The 20604-nt window shown below is 36.8% G+C and carries 17 protein-coding genes; 4 read left to right on the top strand and 13 right to left on the bottom strand.

Annotated features, from left to right (window positions below; all coding sequences use genetic code 11):
* Positions 1-382: 382 nt before the first annotated feature.
* The 8 genes from AA980_RS07600 to AA980_RS07570 form a co-directional block, all read right to left on the bottom strand.
* A complete protein-coding gene (locus tag AA980_RS07600; RefSeq protein WP_024029068.1) occupies positions 383-1090 on the bottom strand; it encodes a coiled-coil domain-containing protein in 708 nt (235 codons plus the stop codon).
* Positions 1091-1270: 180 nt separating this feature from the next.
* Complete coding sequence (locus tag AA980_RS26845; protein WP_024029067.1) at positions 1271-1423, bottom strand: 5'-nucleotidase domain-containing protein; 153 nt, start codon at positions 1421-1423, stop codon at positions 1271-1273.
* Positions 1424-1439: 16 nt separating this feature from the next.
* The gene (locus AA980_RS07595) at positions 1440-2849 is read right to left on the bottom strand and encodes an MBL fold metallo-hydrolase (RefSeq protein ID WP_024029066.1); all 1410 of its coding nucleotides are present in this window, start codon (positions 2847-2849) and stop codon (positions 1440-1442) included.
* 93 nt (positions 2850-2942) lie between these two features.
* Positions 2943-4259 carry an ABC transporter substrate-binding protein gene (locus AA980_RS07590; RefSeq protein WP_024029065.1) on the bottom strand — a complete coding sequence of 439 codons (1317 nt, stop codon included), beginning with the start codon at positions 4257-4259 and terminating at the stop codon, positions 2943-2945.
* Positions 4260-4357: 98 nt separating this feature from the next.
* Positions 4358-5182 carry a carbohydrate ABC transporter permease gene (locus tag AA980_RS07585; RefSeq protein WP_024029064.1) on the bottom strand — a complete coding sequence of 275 codons (825 nt, stop codon included), beginning with the start codon at positions 5180-5182 and terminating at the stop codon, positions 4358-4360.
* A 17-nt stretch (positions 5183-5199) separates the two neighbouring features.
* Positions 5200-6090 (bottom strand): carbohydrate ABC transporter permease, encoded by an 891-nt coding sequence (locus AA980_RS07580; protein ID WP_024029063.1) that lies wholly within the window; start codon positions 6088-6090, stop codon positions 5200-5202.
* Between the two features lie 21 nt (positions 6091-6111).
* A complete protein-coding gene (locus AA980_RS07575) occupies positions 6112-7194 on the bottom strand; it encodes an ABC transporter ATP-binding protein (protein ID WP_024029062.1) in 1083 nt (360 codons plus the stop codon).
* Positions 7195-7661: 467 nt separating this feature from the next.
* On the bottom strand, positions 7662-9605 hold the full coding sequence (locus AA980_RS07570; protein ID WP_024029061.1) for an FUSC family protein: 1944 nt from the start codon (positions 9603-9605) through the stop codon (positions 7662-7664).
* Positions 9606-9859: 254 nt separating this feature from the next.
* Here AA980_RS07570 and AA980_RS07565 point away from each other — a divergent pair, with 254 nt between their 5' ends.
* Complete coding sequence (locus tag AA980_RS07565; protein WP_024029060.1) at positions 9860-10753, top strand: LysR family transcriptional regulator; 894 nt, start codon at positions 9860-9862, stop codon at positions 10751-10753.
* A gap of 119 nt (positions 10754-10872) precedes the next feature.
* On the opposite strand, the gene AA980_RS07560 is transcribed toward AA980_RS07565, so the two are convergent.
* Entirely contained in the window at positions 10873-11814 is a 942-nt protein-coding gene (locus AA980_RS07560; protein WP_024029059.1) for an aldo/keto reductase, read from the bottom strand.
* Between the two features lie 153 nt (positions 11815-11967).
* Here AA980_RS07560 and AA980_RS07555 point away from each other — a divergent pair, with 153 nt between their 5' ends.
* The 3 genes from AA980_RS07555 (at position 11968) to AA980_RS07545 (ending at position 14894) form a co-directional block, all read left to right on the top strand.
* Positions 11968-12723 carry an IclR family transcriptional regulator gene (locus AA980_RS07555; protein WP_024029058.1) on the top strand — a complete coding sequence of 252 codons (756 nt, stop codon included), beginning with the start codon at positions 11968-11970 and terminating at the stop codon, positions 12721-12723.
* Between the two features lie 69 nt (positions 12724-12792).
* Positions 12793-13716 carry a ketopantoate reductase family protein gene (locus tag AA980_RS07550; protein ID WP_034724304.1) on the top strand — a complete coding sequence of 308 codons (924 nt, stop codon included), beginning with the start codon at positions 12793-12795 and terminating at the stop codon, positions 13714-13716.
* 47 nt (positions 13717-13763) lie between these two features.
* Positions 13764-14894, top strand: coding sequence for an NADH-dependent flavin oxidoreductase (locus AA980_RS07545; RefSeq protein ID WP_024029056.1), 1131 nt, complete (start codon positions 13764-13766; stop codon positions 14892-14894).
* A gap of 55 nt (positions 14895-14949) precedes the next feature.
* Here the strand turns inward: AA980_RS07545 and pssA are convergent, their stop codons facing one another.
* The 4 genes from pssA to AA980_RS07525 form a co-directional block, all read right to left on the bottom strand.
* Positions 14950-15441, bottom strand: a complete 492-nt coding sequence (gene pssA, locus AA980_RS07540; protein ID WP_024029055.1) for a CDP-diacylglycerol--serine O-phosphatidyltransferase — start codon at positions 15439-15441, stop codon at positions 14950-14952.
* 1337 nt (positions 15442-16778) lie between these two features.
* Positions 16779-17738, bottom strand: a complete 960-nt coding sequence (locus tag AA980_RS07535; protein WP_024027234.1) for an ABC transporter permease — start codon at positions 17736-17738, stop codon at positions 16779-16781.
* The gene (locus AA980_RS07530) at positions 17738-18889 is read right to left on the bottom strand and encodes an ABC transporter permease (protein WP_024027235.1); all 1152 of its coding nucleotides are present in this window, start codon (positions 18887-18889) and stop codon (positions 17738-17740) included. The genes AA980_RS07535 and AA980_RS07530 overlap by 1 nt, the downstream gene beginning before the upstream one ends.
* Positions 18882-20417, bottom strand: a complete 1536-nt coding sequence (locus AA980_RS07525; protein WP_235815115.1) for an ABC transporter ATP-binding protein — start codon at positions 20415-20417, stop codon at positions 18882-18884. Before AA980_RS07525 ends, AA980_RS07530 begins: the two co-directional genes overlap by 8 nt.
* Between the last annotated feature and the right edge of the window lie 187 nt (positions 20418-20604).

The following is a 20604-nucleotide window of genomic DNA, read 5'->3' as shown; positions in this document are numbered from 1 at the left end:
TGCAACTTTTTAAGTCTAGGTAAAAAAAGGAGGTTAGTGTAAATTTTTTTCGACAAAGGAAATGCTGGTGTAACAACATGGTTTAAGGCATATCAACTCTATAGGTTTCTTTTGGATTTAAATACAGGTGGAAGTGGAATTTGATGAGTTTATGGATAGATAAGGACTTGAAGATGATGAAGAGAAAAGAAAAGTGTCTCTTATCGTCTAAGGTTTTGTCCATATCGGGTAACGCTATAAGAGTACCGATGAATTGCAAGGCATATCACCCTGCGATACGAAACAAAAAAAGGGCTGACTAGCCCCTTATATTGAGGAACACCATTAAGGGCATGATGAATTGGTCGATCTGAGAAACCTTTGATTTCAACCGCTCCTTCCCTTATTTTCGAAACATGGAAAAAATCCCTCCCCATTTTCCTTTAGGTTTTTGTATCGCTTCTTCTAAACGTTTATTAAAATCATTTTGTGAACTCCATTCATTTTTCTGTTCGTCCCGTAACCTTTGAATTTCTTTTTGTAAGTGTTCACTTTTTTGTTTTTCTTGTTGCTGCAGTGTTTCGTAATGAATATTTTGTTGTTCAGTTAATTTTTCAATTTTAGCATTTGTTTTTTGCGCTGAATTTCCAATAGTAGAACTAATAACATGATGATCTTGCTGGAGTCGGGAAACCTTAGTTTTAAGCTCTGACATATCGTTTTTCAGTTGAACATTCATTTCACGTGTTGCTGCGAGTTCATTGACTAAAAACGTAAAGAACTCTTTTAATTGATTGGGGTCATGAGGTAATTTTTCATATGTATCGGTTATTGCAATCTCTATTTCATTGGATCCTTCTAATCTTTCTTTTTGTTGATTCACAAGGTCTTTAGCTGTATCGTCTAGCGGTTTGGCCGTATCGCGTAACGCTATAAGCGCTCCGATGTCAGATTGAACAAAGATACGTCGATCGCCATCTTTCAAAAACACATATCCATTCCGCTCTAGGATTTGGCCATACTTTCGAACAGTGGGAGTTGCAATCCCTACTTCTTCTGCCACTTCCTTGGAAGAAAAAGCTCGTTCATTTGGTTGTATATCACGTCGCATATCGGACCCCCTTTTCTATTAAATATGAAGGTTTTTAGAGTTATTTGCAAGCTATATCGCCAAGCGATACGACCATCTAACCCCTTTCTTCAATAATTTTTAACATATCGCACCTTAATTTTTATCTGCAAAAAAACTTCCCACGAGTTTAAAACCCGTGAGAAGCTTGAAATGTATCCTTTAGTAAAAGGAGTTTTTTACTCTCTCCTTTTTGATTAAAGAAGCGATTTTGCCTAAACCAACATCGGAGGATTGATTACTGCCATAGTTAATCGGGAAAATACTGCCGTGTACATCACTTGTTTCAAGGATGACAAGATCCATTTTTTCCATTAGTGAACTCCTCTCCTTAATTTGCAGTTATTTGATGTTCTTTTAAAACATAATCTACACCATAATCTACTAGCATTTGCATTCCGGATTTAGGTTTTAGCCTTTCTGGATTAAAGCTGTGTAATGGAATTAAGATTTTGGGATCGATTCGATCGACAATATATTTTAAATGTGCAGGAATAGCATGTCCCCCTGCACCAATATAGGCATAGTCGACTTTCAATTTCGTTAAGATTTTCTTTAGATTTTCAAAAGCGGGATCAAAGTCCCCCAAAGGCACACCGTTTGAATGGATGTATATCCCCTCATCAACATTTATATCAAATAACTCGAGGACATTTTCATACGTATTTTGCAAATAATATTCACCAGGATTGTTATTAATCATTTCTGCATGAATTGTGTCATGCTTATTGAACAAATTCGATTTCCATTCTGGTAATATTCCTGCTTGTTCTTCAGATATTGTTTCAATTGACTTATAAACTAGAAAGTCATGCTCATTTGTTAACTTGTCTAGTAAATAAGCGGTCTCTGGTTCAAAAACAGCTTTCCTAGAAGAGTCTTGTGCTGCTTTTATTATTCCGGTTAACCGATCAAGATTACGATGATAAACGTTGAATATTCCTAACCCTTTGGTCTCTTTTAACCTGTCACTCATTTTTTCAGGAATATTTCCTTCTGTTGTCATCCCCTCAGGAATGATAGGATTCCCCAAAATTGCCTCTCTCATTTCTTCCACACTGCCCAATGTGGTTCCTTCCATGATCAGGGCATCTAAACCAAGCCGATTTACTTCATTAATAAAATAGTCTATTTGTTCTGGGTGTTTCCCATGCATTCTGAGGTCTCCTGTATAAAGAATGACTCCATCTGGTGTTTGGATATGGTAAGCACATGCCCCGAGAATATCATGGTCAACCTGTATAGGAGTAATCGTGATTTCTCCTATTGAGAAAGATACTCCATAGTCACAGAATTGATAGTCACGGTTACCCGGAACCCCTTCCCCTATAACTTCTAATGCTTGATAAAGTTCATGGCTTTCTTTCGTTACATACACGGGAATGGAAGGGGAAATTAATCCCATTGCACCAATATGATCAAGGTGTAAATGAGAAATGATAACAGCTGTTTCTTGGCCATATTCTTCTGCAGGGATAATTTCTCGCTGGTAGGAACCTAGACTCTCGGCTGCGTATAAGCCATCAATAGGTGGAATCAAATTTAGTCTGAGGTTATCACGCACCATCCCTCGAGAACGTCTTTTTATTTGCCCATCGAAGATATTCGTTGTCGGATCATAGGTAAGACCAAAGTCAAAAATAACACGGGAATTTTTGTATTCTACAGATACAATTGTTCCACCAATCGTTTTCAAGCCGCCCCAAAATCTTATATTGGTATGTTGTAAATCTTTTGTCATTTAATTTCTCACCTCGTAAAATATTTTCAAAGATTGAACTGTCTATTTTTAAAGAAGAAGGGAACCATTGACTGGCCCCCATTTCTGCTTTTTCTATTTATTAGCCTTGTCTAAAGCATCTTGAGTATTCTTTGCGGCATCTTGGAGTCCTTGATCAACTGATTTTTTCCCAACTAATACTGCTTGAATTTCAGTAGAATACGCTGATTTCATTGCAAATGCACCGTCAAGATGCGGGAAGAAGTAACCAGCATCAAATTGTTTTTCTGCAGCAGCGTATTTTGGATTTTCTTCAATATATTTTAACCAAACAGAATCTTTTAAAGCTGATTCACGAACTGGTACATATCCAGTGTTTTGAGCCCAATAAATTGTCTGGTCTTTACTAGATAGATATTTCATAAACTCCCATGCCGCAAGTTTCTGTTGATCGTCTGCTGAATTGAAAGTTACTAAATTTGTACCTTGGAATTGCGTAGATGCTTTCTCGCCTGCAGGAAGTGGAGCAGTTGCCCAGTTAATTTTATCTTTCGCTGCAGCTTCTACGAAAGAGATACCTGCCGATGACCCGATATACATTGCTACATCACCACGGCTAAATGGATCAGACATATAGTTATCTTCACCAGCTAGTCTTGCAATCTTTTTATTGTTAACCATATCATTTAAGAAAGTAAGTGCCTTTTTACCCTCTTCAGAATCGAAGCTTACCTTTTTGTTGTCAACATCCACAAATTGGCCGCCAGCTTGTTGTACCCAAGTTGGGAAATTGAGACCAATTGCATTTTCAAAGCCCATCCCAATTACATTTCCCTTTGTTAGTGTTTGAGCTGCCATTTCAAGTTCTGCCCAAGTAGTTGGAGCCTTTAAATTATTTTCTTTGAACATATCTGTATTATAGTAAAGAACTTCTGTACTTTTATTAAAAGGAACACCGTAGAATTTATTATTCCAACTATTTTCGTCGCGGAATACTTGTACAATATCGTTAAGTTCGGAATCAGACCAACCTACTGTCTTATTTTGAATATATGGGGTTAAATCCGCGATTAAATCATTATTGATATAATCCTGCATCCAATCTTCATATGCTTGTGCCATTACAGGTGAAGTATGTGATTTAGCTGCAGCCATTAACTTTTTGTTTAAATCATCATATGTCCCTTGATTGACAAGTTTAACATTGATGTTTGATTGTGAATCATTAAATTTCTGTGTCATCGTTTGTAAAGTCTTTTCTAAGTTACCGGTCATGGCATGCCAAAATTCAATGGTTACAGGCTTATCAATTTCCGTTGGGATATCTGCCGTTTTTTGCTCTTCAGTACTAGATGGTTTCGTTGCATTTGAACAGGCAGCAAGACTAATAGCCAACAAACAAACGAATAGAACGTGTACGATTTTTTTCATGGTGTCTAACCTCCAGTTTTTTTATAAAAAATAGGGTAATAACCTTTTATTAAAACAGGATCACTTAGTGACAATCACCCCCTTTGATATTTTTTGAATTAACCCTTAATTCCCGCTCTAGCAACACCTTCCATGATATATTTTTGTAAAACTATATACAGAATTATCATTGGTAAGATAATCATCGATGACGCTGCCATTAATAATTCATATTTCGTACCGGTATCTGTACTAAATGCGATTAATCCAACTGGTAAAGTGCGCATATTTTCCGAACTAGTAACGATTAAAGGCCACATAAAAGCGTTCCAGCTGCCAATAGCCTTAAGTATGGCAATCGTTATTAATGCTGGTTTTGCAAGTGGAACCATGACAGACCAAAGAAAACGAAAATCACTGCAGCCATCGATTTTTGCAGCAAAGGAAAGTTCCTTTGGAATCGAAAGGAAAAATTGCCGTAATAAAAAGATGGAAAAAACACTTGCTAACCAAGGAACGATTAATGCCTGGTAATGGTCAATCCATCCTAAATTCGATAAGGTTACAAAATTTGGAATCAGCAGGACTTCACCAGGGACCATCATAGTTCCTAGCAAAATAGAAAAGATAATATCGCGGCCATAAAAATTAATTCTTGAAAATGCATAGGCAGCGAGTATAGTAGTGATCAACTCACCTATAGTACTTGCGACTAGAACAATCACACTATTAACAGAATACATAGCAAAAGGAGCTGAAAACCACGCTTTTATATAATTGCCCCACTGAATATCAGTAGGAATCCACTTTGGAGGCATAATCATCACTTCGTTTGCTGCTTTTAAGGAGGTACTTATCATCCATATAAAAGGCAAGAGCATCAATAGGCTGCCTAGTATTAACAATAGATAAATAAAACCTTTAGAAAGTGCTTCTTTTTGCAATATTCTCCCCCCTTGTGTTAATAATTTACTTTCTTCTTACCAACATAAAGTTGAATCAGAGTAAAAATAAAAATAATAAATAACAAGACATAGGCCGCTGCTGAGGCAACCCCAAAGTTCCATTCTCCGTAAAACTTATTATAAATATAGTAAACAATCGTTTCTGCACTTCCTGCAGGTCCTGGTTGTCCACCAAAGAGGGCAAAGACTTCATCAAACACTTTAAAGGAGTTGATAATGGAAACAATCGAAATAAAAAATGTTGTCGACGATAGTAATGGGACCGTAATATTCTTAAATCGTTCCCAAGCCCCTGCCCCATCGATTCTAGCGGCTAAATAGTATTGCTTATCAATATTCTGTAATCCTGATAAGAAAATAATGATATTGTAGCCAAGACCTTTCCATATCGCTAAAATAATCAGGGAAGGCATGGCCCAATCAGGATCGGATAACCATTTAATCGGTGATATCCCCAAAAAACCAAGGGCATAATTTAGCACACCGTATTGGCTGTGAAAAATCCAGCGCCAAACAATTGATACTGCTACGACGGATGTAACAAACGGGATGAAGTAAATGGTACGAAACAACCCGCGAAACTTTATTTTTTGATTTAAGAATGTTGCAATGACCAATGAAATGATAATAGAAAGCGGAACAACACCGATGACAAAAATCATCGTATTTTGTATCGATTTCCAAAATTCAGGGTCCTGGAAAATAAATATATAGTTATCCAATCCTCTTGCAAAAACAAGGTCTTTAAAATAGTCATAATCCGTATAAAAACTCATAAAGAAGGACTTTATAATAGGATAAAAACTAAAAGTTCCAATGATTAACAATGCAGGAATAAGATAAAGAATCGCCTTTATTGTTTTTTTCATTGTTGGTTTATCATTCAAAATAAGTACCTCCTACCCTTTTTAATGCAGCAAGTTTTTACCATTGCTTCTATCAAATAAATGAGTACGTCCAGGACGAATAGCTAATTTCACCATATCTCCTCGATTAACCATTACATCTGGTGAAACAATGGCACGCAGGTTTGTTTGTCCCAATCTTGCATACAATAAATTATCTCTTCCAATTCGCTCAACCATCATAACCTCCACTGTGATCCCTGCTTTTGCTAAATCGAATTCAATGTAAAAGTCTTCTGGTCTAACACCAAGCTCCAATTTACTATTACTATCTACATAACTTTTTACAAGTGAGTCTAATTGATAGGTATCCTCAGTATCGGGTAAAACGATCGTTTGCAAATCATTGCGTAGTTTAACCGATAGTAAATTTATCGGAGGATTCCCCAGAAATTGAGCGACAAACTGATTTTCAGGATAATCATACATATCTTGCGGAGGACTAAATTGCTGTCCTTTTCCATCCTTCATTAATAAAACTTTATCTGAAATACTCATGGCTTCTTCTTGATCATGAGTAACAAAAATGGTTGTAATTCCAACTTCTTGCTGAATACGTCTAATTTCTTCTCTCATTTCTAGACGCAATCTAGCATCTAAATTGGACAATGGCTCATCTAACAAGAGTAGTTTCGGTTTTTTAACCAAAGCTCGAGCAATTGCCACACGTTGCTGCTGCCCACCTGATAATTGACTTGGTTTACGATCTAATAAGTGATCGATTTGAACAAGGGCAGCCATTTCTCTAGCTCTTTCTTCTGCTTCCTTTTTTGGTACTTTCGCCATTTTTAACGGAAACATGATATTCTTAAGAACTGTCAAATGTGGATATAAGGCGTAGTTCTGAAACACCATTCCAATTTCGCGATTTTCTGGTTCCACTTTATTTACGAGTCGATCGCCAAAATATAATTCACCCTCGGTTGGTTGATAAAGACCTGCTAACATAAATAAAGTAGTACTTTTTCCGCAGCCGCTTGGCCCTAATAAAGATACAAGCGTACCTTCTTCTATCGTCACATTTAAACGATCAACAGCGGTAACATTATCAAATCTCATGGTGATATCTCTTAGCTGTATTTTCAACAGGATGCCTCCTCGTGTTTAGTTTTGTTCACTCCCTAATAGTAACGAAGATTTATTAAGCATTGGTGAATTTAATGTTCGGATTAATTGAATACTATGGTATAATAAAATCTTGATCGTTTACCTAAAATTAAAAAACATGATAATTCATTGCTCTATTTTTAACATTTAGGTTGTTGTTACCTTGCACAAAGCACCCCTTATGGATCACCCCAACCCGCACAAACACTATTTTTTCCCACCTCTGTGCATTCCTTACGCCATACATATACGTTGCTTCTTGCCGTGACTGGTGTTTCACTTGAACAAATCAAGGCTTCACGTTACGCAAGAAATGAAAAAAAGAGGCTTCTCAAAAGTTCAGTGAACTTATGAGAGGCCTCAAAAAGAAAATAATAATTAATGAAATATTTGCCGCGATATTGTTATGTTCATCGGTGGAATTTCTGGTATCTTCTATACAAAGTTTACATTTTTCTATTATTCATTTGAAGAGATTTTTGCAAGCGAATAATCTCATTCTGTATACTTGGAAACGATTCTATTTCAGGAACGTTTTTAATAGACGGCGACTGTTTTCGTCCGGCAGCATTTGCCATAGTTTCACAAACATAAAGCATTTGGGCAAGCTTTTCCTCTGAAAGAATTGGACGTTTTTCTGCTTTTGAGCAATTTTCTAATAAATACCCTAATCGCTCGACGGAAAATATAACTGGCCAATAATAATCCAATGCCTTTTGATTGACCGGAATCTCACCTGCGGCGGTAGTATATAGTGTTTTTAAAGTAATGATATTTGTTTGCATTTTTTTAATTTCATTGCTTTCCTCGACATTAATTCCTACTCTGTGGTCAGAGAAAAGGAGGAATAAAAATTGAGCTTGACTTCGGATGGTTTTGGTTACTAAATGAGGCAGACGGCTAGAAGCAGACCTTCTCCCTACGAGCCATACTCCAATTAAGCCAATGACACTTCCGATTACTACATCAATCATTCTAGCTGAAGCAAAATAAGAAAAACTGAAGCTTCCTTGACTTGTGCTTTCAGCCATAAGTAACGCATTTGGGGTGAAGAACAGTGCAGCTAACCCGTAATTTTTCACAATAAAAAGCTCTGTAATAAACGTTAATAGCAGAATAAAAATAGCAATGATGTATCCAGATGGATGTGTAGCAAGAATAAAGCTAGCAATTAGAATACCAACAATTGTACCAAGCCCTCTTTGAATCGCACGATGATAGGTAGCAACAATCGTTGATCCTGACATAACAGCAACACAAGATAACGGCACCCAATAGGAGCGCACTAAATTAAATTGATAGGCGATGATTGCTGCGATGATCGTTACTACACAGAATCGTAATGCAGATATAAATACAATTGAATTTTTGTCAAATGCTCCACCAAAAATTGTCTTAAGTGATGGTTTAGAAATTCGTATCTCTTTATTAATTTCTGATGTCGGTTCATTCATGATACCGTCCGCATCATATACTTTTGTGAATAATGCAGCAACATTTTCATTCATTACTTTCGGCTGGAGTATTTTTCCATAAACCTGTTTACTCTTATCCTTTTTATCCAGTGAAATCGTCATTTCCCGGATCGTTTGCCCTAGTTCCGGTGGTAATTTTGAATGATCTACTGAAAAATTTTCGAGTATATACAAAAATAGCTTGTTTGCATGATCATTAAATATATACAGTCGATTAAATAAATCCGTTTTTCTCCAAGGAATATACCCTGCTACAAGTGTTTCTTCTGCTTCTTTCAAAACTGCCATAACTCGATTCTTTGACTCATTAAATTCCTCTGTACCTACTGAATCAACAAATGCAGCAAGTTCTAAATAAACTCTTTTTACTACACCTATTTCAGGCCCATGGGGATTAAATAACCAACCAATCATTGCAATGATCCATGATAATGTCCCACCTAAAAAAACGAGGCCAGCCCGTATTGGGGCAAGTTCTGGATGAGCAGGCATACCTGTTGTCATAGCAAAAACTAAAACAAAAAAAATAGCAGATGGCCCAGTAATTCGTAAAGCTCCAAAAATAAAAATAGCTGCAGCTCCTATAATCCCCATCAAAATTGCTGTTGCGAGCGGGTAAGGTGCAGCAAGTGTCCCAAGTGCTGAAACCAAAGTCATACCAAGTATGACAAAAAATATCTTTTTAGCTCTTTGAGCATATGGAATATTGAAAACGTAAAGGTAGGTGAATCCCCCCATCCCAGCTAACAAACCATATTCAAAATTTCCAAACAATAATCCAATAATGACTGGCAAGGCTGCAGCTAACCCTGCACAAAATGCTTTTACCCAAGGAAACGGCTTTCTATTCAAACTCATTGCCTGTTTAAAAAGAGATAGGGATTTAGCAGAGACAAAATTTTTTGTTTCTCTCATACGATGGCTCCCTTTCTATAAGCATTAAAAATATATGTATAGCAACATACGTATAAACTGTAATATTTTTGGTTCTTAATCACTATATAAAAGTCACCATATTTTTGACTACTCTTAAATATAATAACCACCTGCTTCACTTATAATGAACTGATATTTTCATTATACTTCTTGAACACTATGCGCAACTAATTGTCTTTTTTATAGACTTCATGCATTATTGTAATACCAGATATTTTGGGAGGACTTTTTTTATGGATTTTCAGCAATTAAAATATTTCCAAACATTAGCTGATGTTGAAAACTTTACAAGGGCATCCGTTAAGTTAGACCTTTCTCAGCCAGCATTAAGCCGTTCGATCTCTCGACTTGAAGAAGAAATCGGCGTTCCGCTTTTTGAACGGAAAAGCCATGGAGTCGAATTAAACAGATTCGGTAAAATTTTTCTTCAACATGCAAATCAAGCTTTAGTAGAAATAAATGCAGCAAAACAAGAAATTAATGATTTAACCAATCCTTTAAATGGGACTATTTCATTAGCATTCATTCAAACTCTTGGATCTAGTTTTGTCCCTGAGCTAATTAGTGCCTTTCGAAAAGAAGTGCCGACATTAAATTTTCAATTGTATCAGCACACAACAAGTAAGATTTTGGGTCAATTAGCATCGACTGAAATTGACATCGGCTTCTGTTCTCCACAAGAACCCATTGAAAATTTTAGCTCTATTCCAATTGTGAGGGATGAATTATTTTTAATAGTCCCCATTAACCATAGACTAGCTGGTAGGAAGGAAGTCAATTTAAGTGAGGTAGCCAATGATCCATTTGTGCTTTTTAAGCCTGAAACTGCGATGCATGATGTAATTAGGGAAATTTGCCATAAAGCTGGGTTTCATCCAAAAAAGTCTTTTGAGGGATTAGAAGAGAGAACTGTTGCAGGACTTGTTGGAGCCAAATTTGGAGTTGCTCTCATTCCATTTATTCCTGGACTGAATAAGAAAAAAATTTCAATGATTCGTATCAAGAATCCACAAAGTGAAAGGGTAATCCGAATGGTTTGGAGAACAAATGGATATATGTCACCTGCAGTTGTGAGGTTCAAGACCTTTGTTGAAAAGACGATGCAATTATCTGAATCCGAAGGCTAATAACTGATTTTGGGAATATACACAACAATAAATATTTACGCTCATATAACAGAAAAGGCCTCTCACCAGTTCAGTAAACTGATGAAAGACCTTCTCTATTAAGTAGTAAACATAATACATTACTTGTTACTTAGAATATCGTTTATACTATTTAATTCTTCCTTCGATAAAATAATTTCACTAGCATGAATGTTTTCAAGGATGCGCTCTTTCCTTTTGCCTCCCGGAATAACTGCATCAACACCGTCTTGAGCAAGTAACCAAGCTAGCGCTAAATTAGGAAGAGACGTTTCCTTTTGAGTAGCAATCTCCTTCAATTTGTCCACTACTTCAAGTGTTTGGCGGAATTGCTCACCTTGAAATAAAGGAATAGAATTGCGCCAATCCTGTGAATCTAACTTAGAGTCTTTTGTGAATCCACCACCTAGTAACCCAAATGCTAATGGACCATATGGAATAAAGGAAATATTATTTTCAACACAATATGGTAAAATTTGCGCTTCAGCTGATCGGTCTAACATATTATAAGGTGATTGTAAGACGGAAATATCACCATGAGCGTTCGCCTCTTTTAATTGTTCAATTGAAACATTCGAAATCCCAATTGCACGAATTTTTCCTTCTTCTTTTAAACGGGCTAATTCACCAATTGATTCTGCAAAAGGTGTTTCATTATCTGGGAAGTGTAAATAGTACAAATCCACATATTCTAATTGTAACCTTTGTAAACTCTTTTCAACTGCTTCTCGTAGATATTCAGGACGATTGTCTGTTTTTACAGAACCATCGCGGGACCAATGTTGCGCACCCTTCGTTGCAATCACAAAGTCATCTCGTTTAAATTCTTTTAATACTTCACCTACTAATTCTTCAGAACGTCCAAGACCATAAATATCAGCTGTATCAATAAAGTTTACCCCATTGTTCAATGCTTCTCTTACAAAGTCTTTACCATCCGCTTCATTTAGATTTTGAAACAAATTATGCCCGCCAACTGCATTAGTACCAAGTCCAATCTCTGATACTTTAAGTTCTGTATTTTTTAATGTTGAAAATTTCATGTTTTTCCCTCCTGTCATTAATTAGCCTAATCATAAGGAACAAAAATAATATCCTCAAATTATCGTGTTCAAGTTTCATATTATGAAACCACTTCTACATATTTTGAGTCAAAAAGCATAAGGACTTATACTATTAGAAGATGAGGTGAGCAGATGGCAAATAATGAAGTATCAACACTGAAAAAAGGACTTCTCGTTTTAGAATTAGTCAAACAATATCAAGGGATCACGTTGAGAGAAGTGATGAATCAACTCCACCTAAGTAAATCTACGGCATTTCGATTATTAACAACATTAGAAGAGATGAATTATATCTATAAAATTCAAACTCAATATTTTATTAATCGTAAAACATTTTTTAACAATTTTGAAAAAAGGTCCGAAAAGGATTGGGCCTCATTACAATCCATCCATGAAGCAGCACAAAATTTACAAATGAGTACCTATTTAGGCAAAGTGGATGGTACCGATCTTGTCATGACTCAGGTATTACATGCTCCATTTAAAAAGTCAGCAGACGAAGAAATCGGAAATCGTTCAAAATTACATCAATCGGCTTTAGGAAAAGTCATTTTGGCCCATTTAGATGAAGAACTGTTAGTGCCTTTACTCGGAAAAATGTCACTAGAACCCGCGACGAAAAATACGTTCCAAGACTCTCAACTATTCCATTATCATTTAAAGGCAATTCGTCAAGAAGGCTTTGCATTTGATGATGAGGAACGGATCGTCGGTATCCGTTGTATAGCCGTTCCTGTATTTCGTCATAAAAAAGTAATTGCTGCATTAGCTATTGCTGCGCCTGCAGACCAAATTTCACGCAGCAATATAAAATACATTGCCCAGAAGCTAAATATAGGTAGTAACGACATTACGAAGGAAATTGAAGCTTTAGAAACTATTCATTAATTAAGGAGTCTAAAAGAGGAATCCATTTCTGATCCATATGAAAAATTTCAAATGAAAGCAGGAGAAAAATTGAAAAAAATTGAAACAGTTTCATTAATTGGGCTGGGTGCTGTAGGATCTGCCTATGGGAGTAAACTTCATGATGGTTTGAAAGATTCGTTACAAGTCGTGGCAAGTAAAGAGCGAATACAAAGGTACGAAAACACAGGAATCGTCGTGAATGGGCAGGATTATCACTTTCAATACATAACTCCAGAAATAAAAAGGGAACCAGCAGACCTAGTAATTTTTGCTGTAAAAAATGCCGATCTAGCACAAGCAATTCAAGATGTCCAACATCACATTGGACCCGATACCATCATTTTATCTTTATTGAACGGTATTTCTAGTGAAGGGGAAATAGAATCCGTTTGTGAAAACCAGCATATTCTTTATAGCGTCTGTGTGAAAATTGATGCGGTTAGACAACAGAATGAAACCAATTTTAGCAGTCTTGGATGGATTGAATATGGCGAAAAGGATAACTCTAAATCAGAAAATGTGTTAGCAGTTCAAGAATTATTTGAAAGGGTCGGAATCCCATACAAAATTTCTGAGGATATTTTGCATTCTATGTGGTGGAAATTCATGGTGAATGTTGGTATTAATCAAACTTCTGCGGTATTGAAGGCACCATATAAAGTCTTTCAATCAGTGCCAAGTGCCTATAAATGGGCTGAATCGACGATGCGTGAAGTCGTTGCCCTGTCACAAAAGATAGGAGCTAATTTAACAGAGGAAGATGTCGCAAGTTTTCGGCCAATCTTACATAATATGTCACCCAATGGAAAAACTTCTATGCTACAGGATGTAGAAGCAGGAAGAAAAACAGAAGTTGAATATTTAGCTGGAACGGTAATCAAGTTAGGCGGAGAATACGGGGTACCAACAGCGATTAATGAACAGTTATATAGGATCATTCACATTATGGAAGATATGACAACCCAACATTAGTCAAATCAACAGAACCTTGTATTGCCTACTAGTAAAGGAGAATTTAAGTGCAGAATAACTTTCAAAAATTATTTCAAGATTATACATTTAAAAGTGGTGTCCATGTAAAGAATCGTCTCATGATGGCACCAATGACAACTTTTTCTGCTGACGAGAACGACTATGTATCACAGGAAGAACTTAATTATTACAAAGAACGTGCAAATGGTGTCGGTACAATTATTACGGCATGTGCATATGTTTCGAAAAGTGGGAAAGGTTTCGATGGGCAAATGGGCATTGATCATGATGGCACAATTGAAGGTCTTTCCAAATTAGCCGATGTGATTCACTCTGACGGTGCTAAAGGAGTCGTTCAACTTTATCATGGAGGCCGTTTAGCCGTACCAAGACTTATTCCAAATGAGGAAACCGTAAGCGCTAGTGCCGTTGCCCCACTTGAAGACCGTGGATTTTATAGCATTAAACAAGCACCAAGAGAATTAAAGACTGAAGAGGTATACGATATTATTTCTGAATTTGGCGATGCAACACGTCGAGCGATCGAAGCTGGGTTTGATGGTGTAGAATTACACGGGGCAAGTGGTTACTTAATTCAACAATTTATCTCACCCCATTCAAATAAACGAAAGGATGAATTTGAAAATCCGTTCCTCTTCCCCTTAAAACTTATCGAAGAAGTTAAAAAAGTAATTCAGGAACATGCAAAAAAACCGTTTTTAATTGGCTATCGTTTTTCACCAGAAGAGCCGGAAACACCGGGCATTACAATGAAAGAAACGTTCTCTTTAATTGATGAGTTAATCCAAGCAGATATTGATTATCTTCATATTGCAACAACAGATGCTTGGGCAAAGCCACGTCGAGGTATTGTGAGTGAAAAATCACGTACCGAATTAATTGCTGAATATATTAACGGGCGTGTACCGTTAATTGGTGTTGGTAGTATTCATACGCCTGATGATGCAGAACTCCTATTAGAAAAAGGAAAAACAGATTTTGTAGCGATTGGACGAGCGCTAGTTGTTGATCCGCATTGGGTTGAAAAAGTACAGAATCATAAAGAAGAAGCGATTTCTCAACAGTTAAAACAAAACGAACAGCACCAAGCTGTCATCCCTACTCCGTTATGGAAATTAATTTTAGAGGTTGAAGGTTGGTTTCCTGTTGAACGATAGGTTTATATTTAAAAAAGTAGCTTAATGAGCTACTTTTTTTGTACACTTACTTAAATTAAAATTTTTTAACTCTAATGGGGCTCACCATTAAAACAGCAAGGATTAAGGTAATCCATGCATTGCTATATGAAAAAAATCCCATTGCAGCGAGTGGCAATCCCGCCGCAGGAATAGGCAATCCGCTAAAATACCCTATGGTTGGTTTAACACTAAATTTTGCTAACCTTATCGCCCCCATTATTGGGAAAAGGATAAATGCCAAAGAAGTTAAAATAGACGGAACTGCTATTGTATGAAATAGAAGCGCTGGAGCAACACCAAAACTAACAATATCCGCTATGGAATCCAATTGTACACCTAATTCACTGTTAACTTTTAATCCTCTAGCAATTCTTCCGTCAAGAAGATCAAAAATAGCGGAAAATAAAACTAAAATGGAGGCTAGTTCTAAGAATCCACTCATATTACAGGTAATTGAAAGAACACCGCACAATAAATTTCCCATTGTAAATATATTGGGTACCGCTTTTGCAACTAGACTAAACAAATTAATTCCTCCTGACGTTAACGCTTCCGCTCATTTAATTAGCATTTTTCTATGTATTCTTCCGTTAGTTTTAAACGATATTTTGCATTTTAATGAAATACTTTTTTATTAGGGGGATAAACAGTATTATTTTATATCATTAATTTGCCCAATTTGATTGAAGACTTTTACTTAACCTTTATGTTAGCATGTCACTTTTCTTGTATATTAAGCTTCAATTTTTGTCGATTTCTACTCAAAATTTGTAGATATTTCCCGGGAATTTGTTGAAATTTGAAAAATAGTGATCTCTTTTAACTGATTGAGGTCGAGTGGTAGATTTTCCAAATGTATAAGGAATCGCAATTTCCGTTTCATTGGTTGCTTCTAATCTTTCTTTTTGTTGATGAAGCTGTATCGTCTAAGGTCTTATCCATATTGGGTAACGATATAAGAGTTCCGATGTCGGAATGAATTTAGATTGCGGATTGCCCTATTTTATGAACTCATATCCTTTTCACCCTAAAATGTGGCCATACGTTTAAACAGTGGGTGTTGCATCCCCACTTCCTTGGAAGAGAATGCTCTTTCATCATATATATCGCATATCAGACTTCGTTTTCTAAAAGATGAAGGTTCTGCGGGTTTAATTGCAAGGCATATCGCCCTGCGATACGAAACAAAAAAGGGCTGACTAGCACCCTATCTTGAGGAACACCATAAAGGGTATGATGAATTGGTCGATCTGAGAAACCTTTATTTAAACCGACACATATCGTATATCAGTTGGATATCACTTCCTGTGGCTGCGAGTTCATTGGTTCATTCCAATCTTTCTTTTTGTTAATACACAAGGTCTTTAGCTGTATCGTCTAGGGACTTGTCCATATCGTGTAACGCTATAAGCGCTCCAATGTCGAATCGAACAAGTTACTCTGAGTGCCTTTAAGAGCTCAAATCCTTTTCACGCTAAAATTTAGCTATACCTTGAACAGTGGGTGTTGCATCCCCACTTCCTTGGAAGAGAATGCTCTTTCATCATATATATCGCATATCAGACTTCCTTTTCTAAAGGATGAAGGTTCTGGGGGTTTTATTGCAGGGTATATCGCCCTGCGATACGAACAAAAAAAGAACCTATTATCTCCCTTCTTGAAATTTTATCCCGCATTAACGGGCAGTGGACCGCCACCTCAAGAATTCAAGTATAAACGAGAGAGATAGGTGGGGGATTCTGCACGTAAAAGCCCGATAGGCTCTTTATCAAAACGAAAGCTTTGATATTAGAGACAGTAGAACGGGACTAACAATCAGTGGGGGATGGAGGAAAACCCCTACTGATTGAAGTTTCACCATATCTATCTCTTCCCTTTGTCATAAATTTCACCTAATGCTCTCGGAGCGCGATTTGATTTAGAGAAAAAGATTAATAACAATAACGTTAATACATACGGTAAAATCATGAATAAATCGGTGAAACTACTTGGTAATGCCATGGACTGAGCAATAAACGCTCCGCCGGATTTTGCAAAACCAAATAAAAGACATGCGGCTAAAGTAGGGAGAATCCTCCAATTGCCAAAAATTAAGGCAGCAATAGCTAAGAATCCATACCCCATATAAATATTTGAAGAAAAGTTAGCGGAAATGGAATAGGCAAAACACATACCGCCTAGACCTGATAATAGACCCGATATGAGAACCGCAGAAAATCTAATTTTCGATACATTTACACCTGCCGCATCAACCGAGTGAGGATTTTCCCCGCTCGCTCTTAAGCGCATACCAAATTTTGTTTTATATAATAGATACCAAGCAAAAAAGGCAATCACGATGATAATCACTTCGAACGGATAGACATTCGTAAAGACCGCACCAATCACTGGTATATTGGCTACACCTTCAATCGTAAACCGCTCCGATACACCCAAGCGAAACTTGTCCGAAGCCGCTCCAAATACGAGAGCGTTTATTTGTGTCGTTAAAAAAGTCGTCAGGGCTAACGCTAAAATATTGATCACAACACCACTGATCACTTGATCTGCCTTAAACTTAATACTTAGGACAGCATGAATAATGGAAAAACCCATCCCGCCAATCATTGCAAATAGTAACGCAACGTAAAATAGATTTTGAATATCTGTCCCAAAAGCATTTGCGATTAAAACAGCTGACATTGCTCCGATGAATGCACCAAACCCTTGAAAGCCTTCAAGTGCTAGATTGGTAATACCACTTTTTTCACTATATATTCCGCCTATTGCGATAATAAAAAGAGGCAAAGCAAAGGATAATCCATCAATAATTATTGTATCCATTATGATTCACTCTCCTTTTGATCCACTTCTTTTTCCTTCAAGCGGCTGACTTTATGTTTCAAGTATGCACCACATGCACTAAACAATAGGATTAACCCGATAATAACAGAGGAAATTTCTTGTCTAATTCCCGCCTGTGAACTCATATACGTGCTTCCCTGATCAATAATCGATACTAAAAATGATGAAAAAATAACACCAATTGGATGAGAGTTTCCTAATAGTGATACAGCAATGGAATCAAAACCGATACTTGATAATACTTTTGGCTGGATGGAAGAAAAATAACCTAAATAATAAGTGACACCTGCAAGACCAGCCAAACCTCCTGAAATAACCATGGCTAAGACTGTATTTCTTCCGACTTTAATTCCTGCATATTTTGCTGCATTGCGGTTGTTCCCTACCGCTTTAATTTCAAAACCAACTACTGTTTTATCCATGACAAACTTAATTAAAATAGCGGTAATGATGGCTAAAATAAAGCCCAATGGAATATCCATTTTCAAGTTGGCTATTTCGACATTTACTAAAGTTAATCTTGCTGCTTCTGAAATATATTTTGATTGTCTTGAAACTGGATCAATATAATACATTTGAATAAAAAAACTTATGACATATTGAGCAATATAATTTAACATAATCGTAGTTACTACTTCATTAATATTAAATTTATACTTTAGCCATCCTACTAATCCTCCCATTAATCCTCCAGCGACCATTCCGATTAACAACACAAGCGGCTTTGCGATTATCGCATCTAATCCACTGTAACCAACGATAATCGTCGCTAAAAAACCAGAGACAAGCATTTGACCGGAAACCCCAATATTAAATAAACCCGCTCTAAAAGCAACAGCCACTGCCAAGCTGGCAAACACAAGTGGCGTCATGGCGTTTAGCAAACTCAAAAAATCAGTCAGCATGCTCTTATAGCCAGCATAAGAAGGCTTGGGCAAAATCCCTGCACCTTGGAATAAGTTGTAAAATGCCTGTAAGGGATTTTTGCCAATTAAAAGAATAACAATAGCCGCAGCAATAAAGCTAATTATTATGGAGACGAATGGAATGGAGATAGGCTGCCATTTCTCATTACTTATTGGTCGAATAAGACTGTAACGTAAGCTTTTTTTCTTTTTATCTTTACTCATGCTTTGCCCCCATCATATATTCGCCGACTTCATTCGTCGTTAATGATTCACTACTAGCAATTTTTTGAAGTTGGCCATTATAGATCACGCCAATGGTATCCGCTACATTCATAATTTCATCTAACTCCAATGAAACAAGTAAGATCGCTTTTCCTTGATCTCGTTGTTGGATCATCATTTTATGAATATTTTCAATCGCACCAATATCTACCCCTCGTGTAGGCTGAACGAAAATCATCAGCGGCGATTGTAATTCGATTTCGCGCGCAATAATTGCTTTTTGCTGATTACCGCCACTCATCGAACGAACTTGCGTCTTAATACCTTGTCCACTTCTAATATCATATTTATCTATCAACTTACTGCCAAATTGCTCAAATTCCTCTTTACTTAAGATTCCCTTACTAGCAAAGGGCTCCCTATAGTACTGCTTCAATGCTAAATTAGTGGATAAATCAAAATCCAATACTAGTCCAAAGCTTTGTCTATCTTCAGGTATATAAGATATTCCCATTTCTGTTCTGTTTCTGATACTTTCATTCGTAATGTCCTTACCTTGGAGAAGTACTTTCCCACCACTAACCTTTGTTAATCCAGCAATGGCATCCGCTATTTCAACTTGGCCATTATCTGCGACTCCAGCGATAGCAAATATTTCGCCGCTATGAATGGTAAATGATACATCTTTAACTACTTCAAAGCCATCTTCATTTTTAACGGTTAGATGGTCTACCTTCAAGACTTCCTCTTTCATGACAGCAGGGGCTTTAGCAGATTCGAAGTTTACTTCCCTGCCGACCATGAGTTGGGCCATTTGCTTAGTAGATGTTTCCTTTACATCCAACACATCAACTAAATTACCTTTGTTCAATACAGCACATCGATCGGCCACTTTCTTAATTTCTTCCAGCTTATGTGTAATTAAGATGATTGTTTTACCTCCGTTTCGCAGACCCTCGATAATCCCAAGCAAGAATTCAATTTCCTGTGGCGTTAAGACTGCCGTTGGTTCATCAAAAATAAGGATTTCCGCTTCACGATAAAGTACCTTTAATATTTCCACCCGTTGCTGCATGGAAACAGTAAGATCAGCTATTTTTTTCGTAGGATCCACTTCTAAGCCAAAGTTTTTAGACAGTTCTTCAATTTTACGATTGGCATTTCGAATATCTACGTATGGAAAGAGACCTGCGAATTTTTTCATAGGCTCTACACCTAAGATAATATTTTCTGTAATCGTATAATCAGAGACTAACTTAAAATGCTGATGGACCATCCCTATATTAAGCTTTGCCGCATGATTGGGTGAGCTAATTTGAACTTTCTCACCCCGAATATAAATTTCTCCTTCATCCGGTTCGTACATGCCGCCTAGAATACTCATTAGAGTTGATTTACCTGCACCATTTTCTCCAAGCAAGGCAAAAATTTCACCTTTTTTTATGCCAATGGATACATCATCATTTGCCACTATTCCAGGAAATCGTTTGGTTATATGCTTCATTTCTACAATATAATCAGACATCATTCGTCTCCTCTATCAGGAAAAATAAGTTAAAAGAAGTTCATCATTCCCTGTTTTTTCTTACGTTAGGAATGATAAACTTCTAATGGTTCATTTCATGATTGGCTGGTAAGAAAGTATAAGTGCAACTGCGCCTCTGTCTTCGCCTAAAGGCTAGCCAATCGGCGAGTTTTCTAATGCTTCTATCAAA

Origin of the sequence: Neobacillus vireti, assembly GCF_001026695.1 — a bacterium.
Classification (GTDB): Bacteria; Bacillota; Bacilli; order Bacillales; family Cytobacillaceae; genus Neobacillus; species Neobacillus vireti.
This window is presented reverse-complemented; position numbering and strand designations above follow the sequence as displayed.

What these genes read in the sequence shown, in the direction of transcription:
- AA980_RS07555 (WP_024029058.1), top strand. Translation starts at nt 11,968, where the DNA reads ATGGCAAATAATGAAGTATCAACACTGAAAAAAGGACTTCTCGTTTTA.
- AA980_RS07525 (WP_235815115.1), bottom strand. Translation starts at nt 20,417, where the DNA reads ATGATGTCTGATTATATTGTAGAAATGAAGCATATAACCAAACGATTT.
- AA980_RS07560 (WP_024029059.1), bottom strand. Translation starts at nt 11,814, where the DNA reads ATGAAATTTTCAACATTAAAAAATACAGAACTTAAAGTATCAGAGATT.
- AA980_RS07535 (WP_024027234.1), bottom strand. Translation starts at nt 17,738, where the DNA reads ATGGATACAATAATTATTGATGGATTATCCTTTGCTTTGCCTCTTTTT.
- AA980_RS07595 (WP_024029066.1), bottom strand. Translation starts at nt 2,849, where the DNA reads ATGACAAAAGATTTACAACATACCAATATAAGATTTTGGGGCGGCTTG.
- AA980_RS07590 (WP_024029065.1), bottom strand. Translation starts at nt 4,259, where the DNA reads ATGAAAAAAATCGTACACGTTCTATTCGTTTGTTTGTTGGCTATTAGT.
- AA980_RS07530 (WP_024027235.1), bottom strand. Translation starts at nt 18,889, where the DNA reads ATGAGTAAAGATAAAAAGAAAAAAAGCTTACGTTACAGTCTTATTCGA.
- AA980_RS26845 (WP_024029067.1), bottom strand. Translation starts at nt 1,423, where the DNA reads ATGGAAAAAATGGATCTTGTCATCCTTGAAACAAGTGATGTACACGGC.
- AA980_RS07600 (WP_024029068.1), bottom strand. Translation starts at nt 1,090, where the DNA reads ATGCGACGTGATATACAACCAAATGAACGAGCTTTTTCTTCCAAGGAA.
- AA980_RS07570 (WP_024029061.1), bottom strand. Translation starts at nt 9,605, where the DNA reads ATGAGAGAAACAAAAAATTTTGTCTCTGCTAAATCCCTATCTCTTTTT.
- AA980_RS07565 (WP_024029060.1), top strand. Translation starts at nt 9,860, where the DNA reads ATGGATTTTCAGCAATTAAAATATTTCCAAACATTAGCTGATGTTGAA.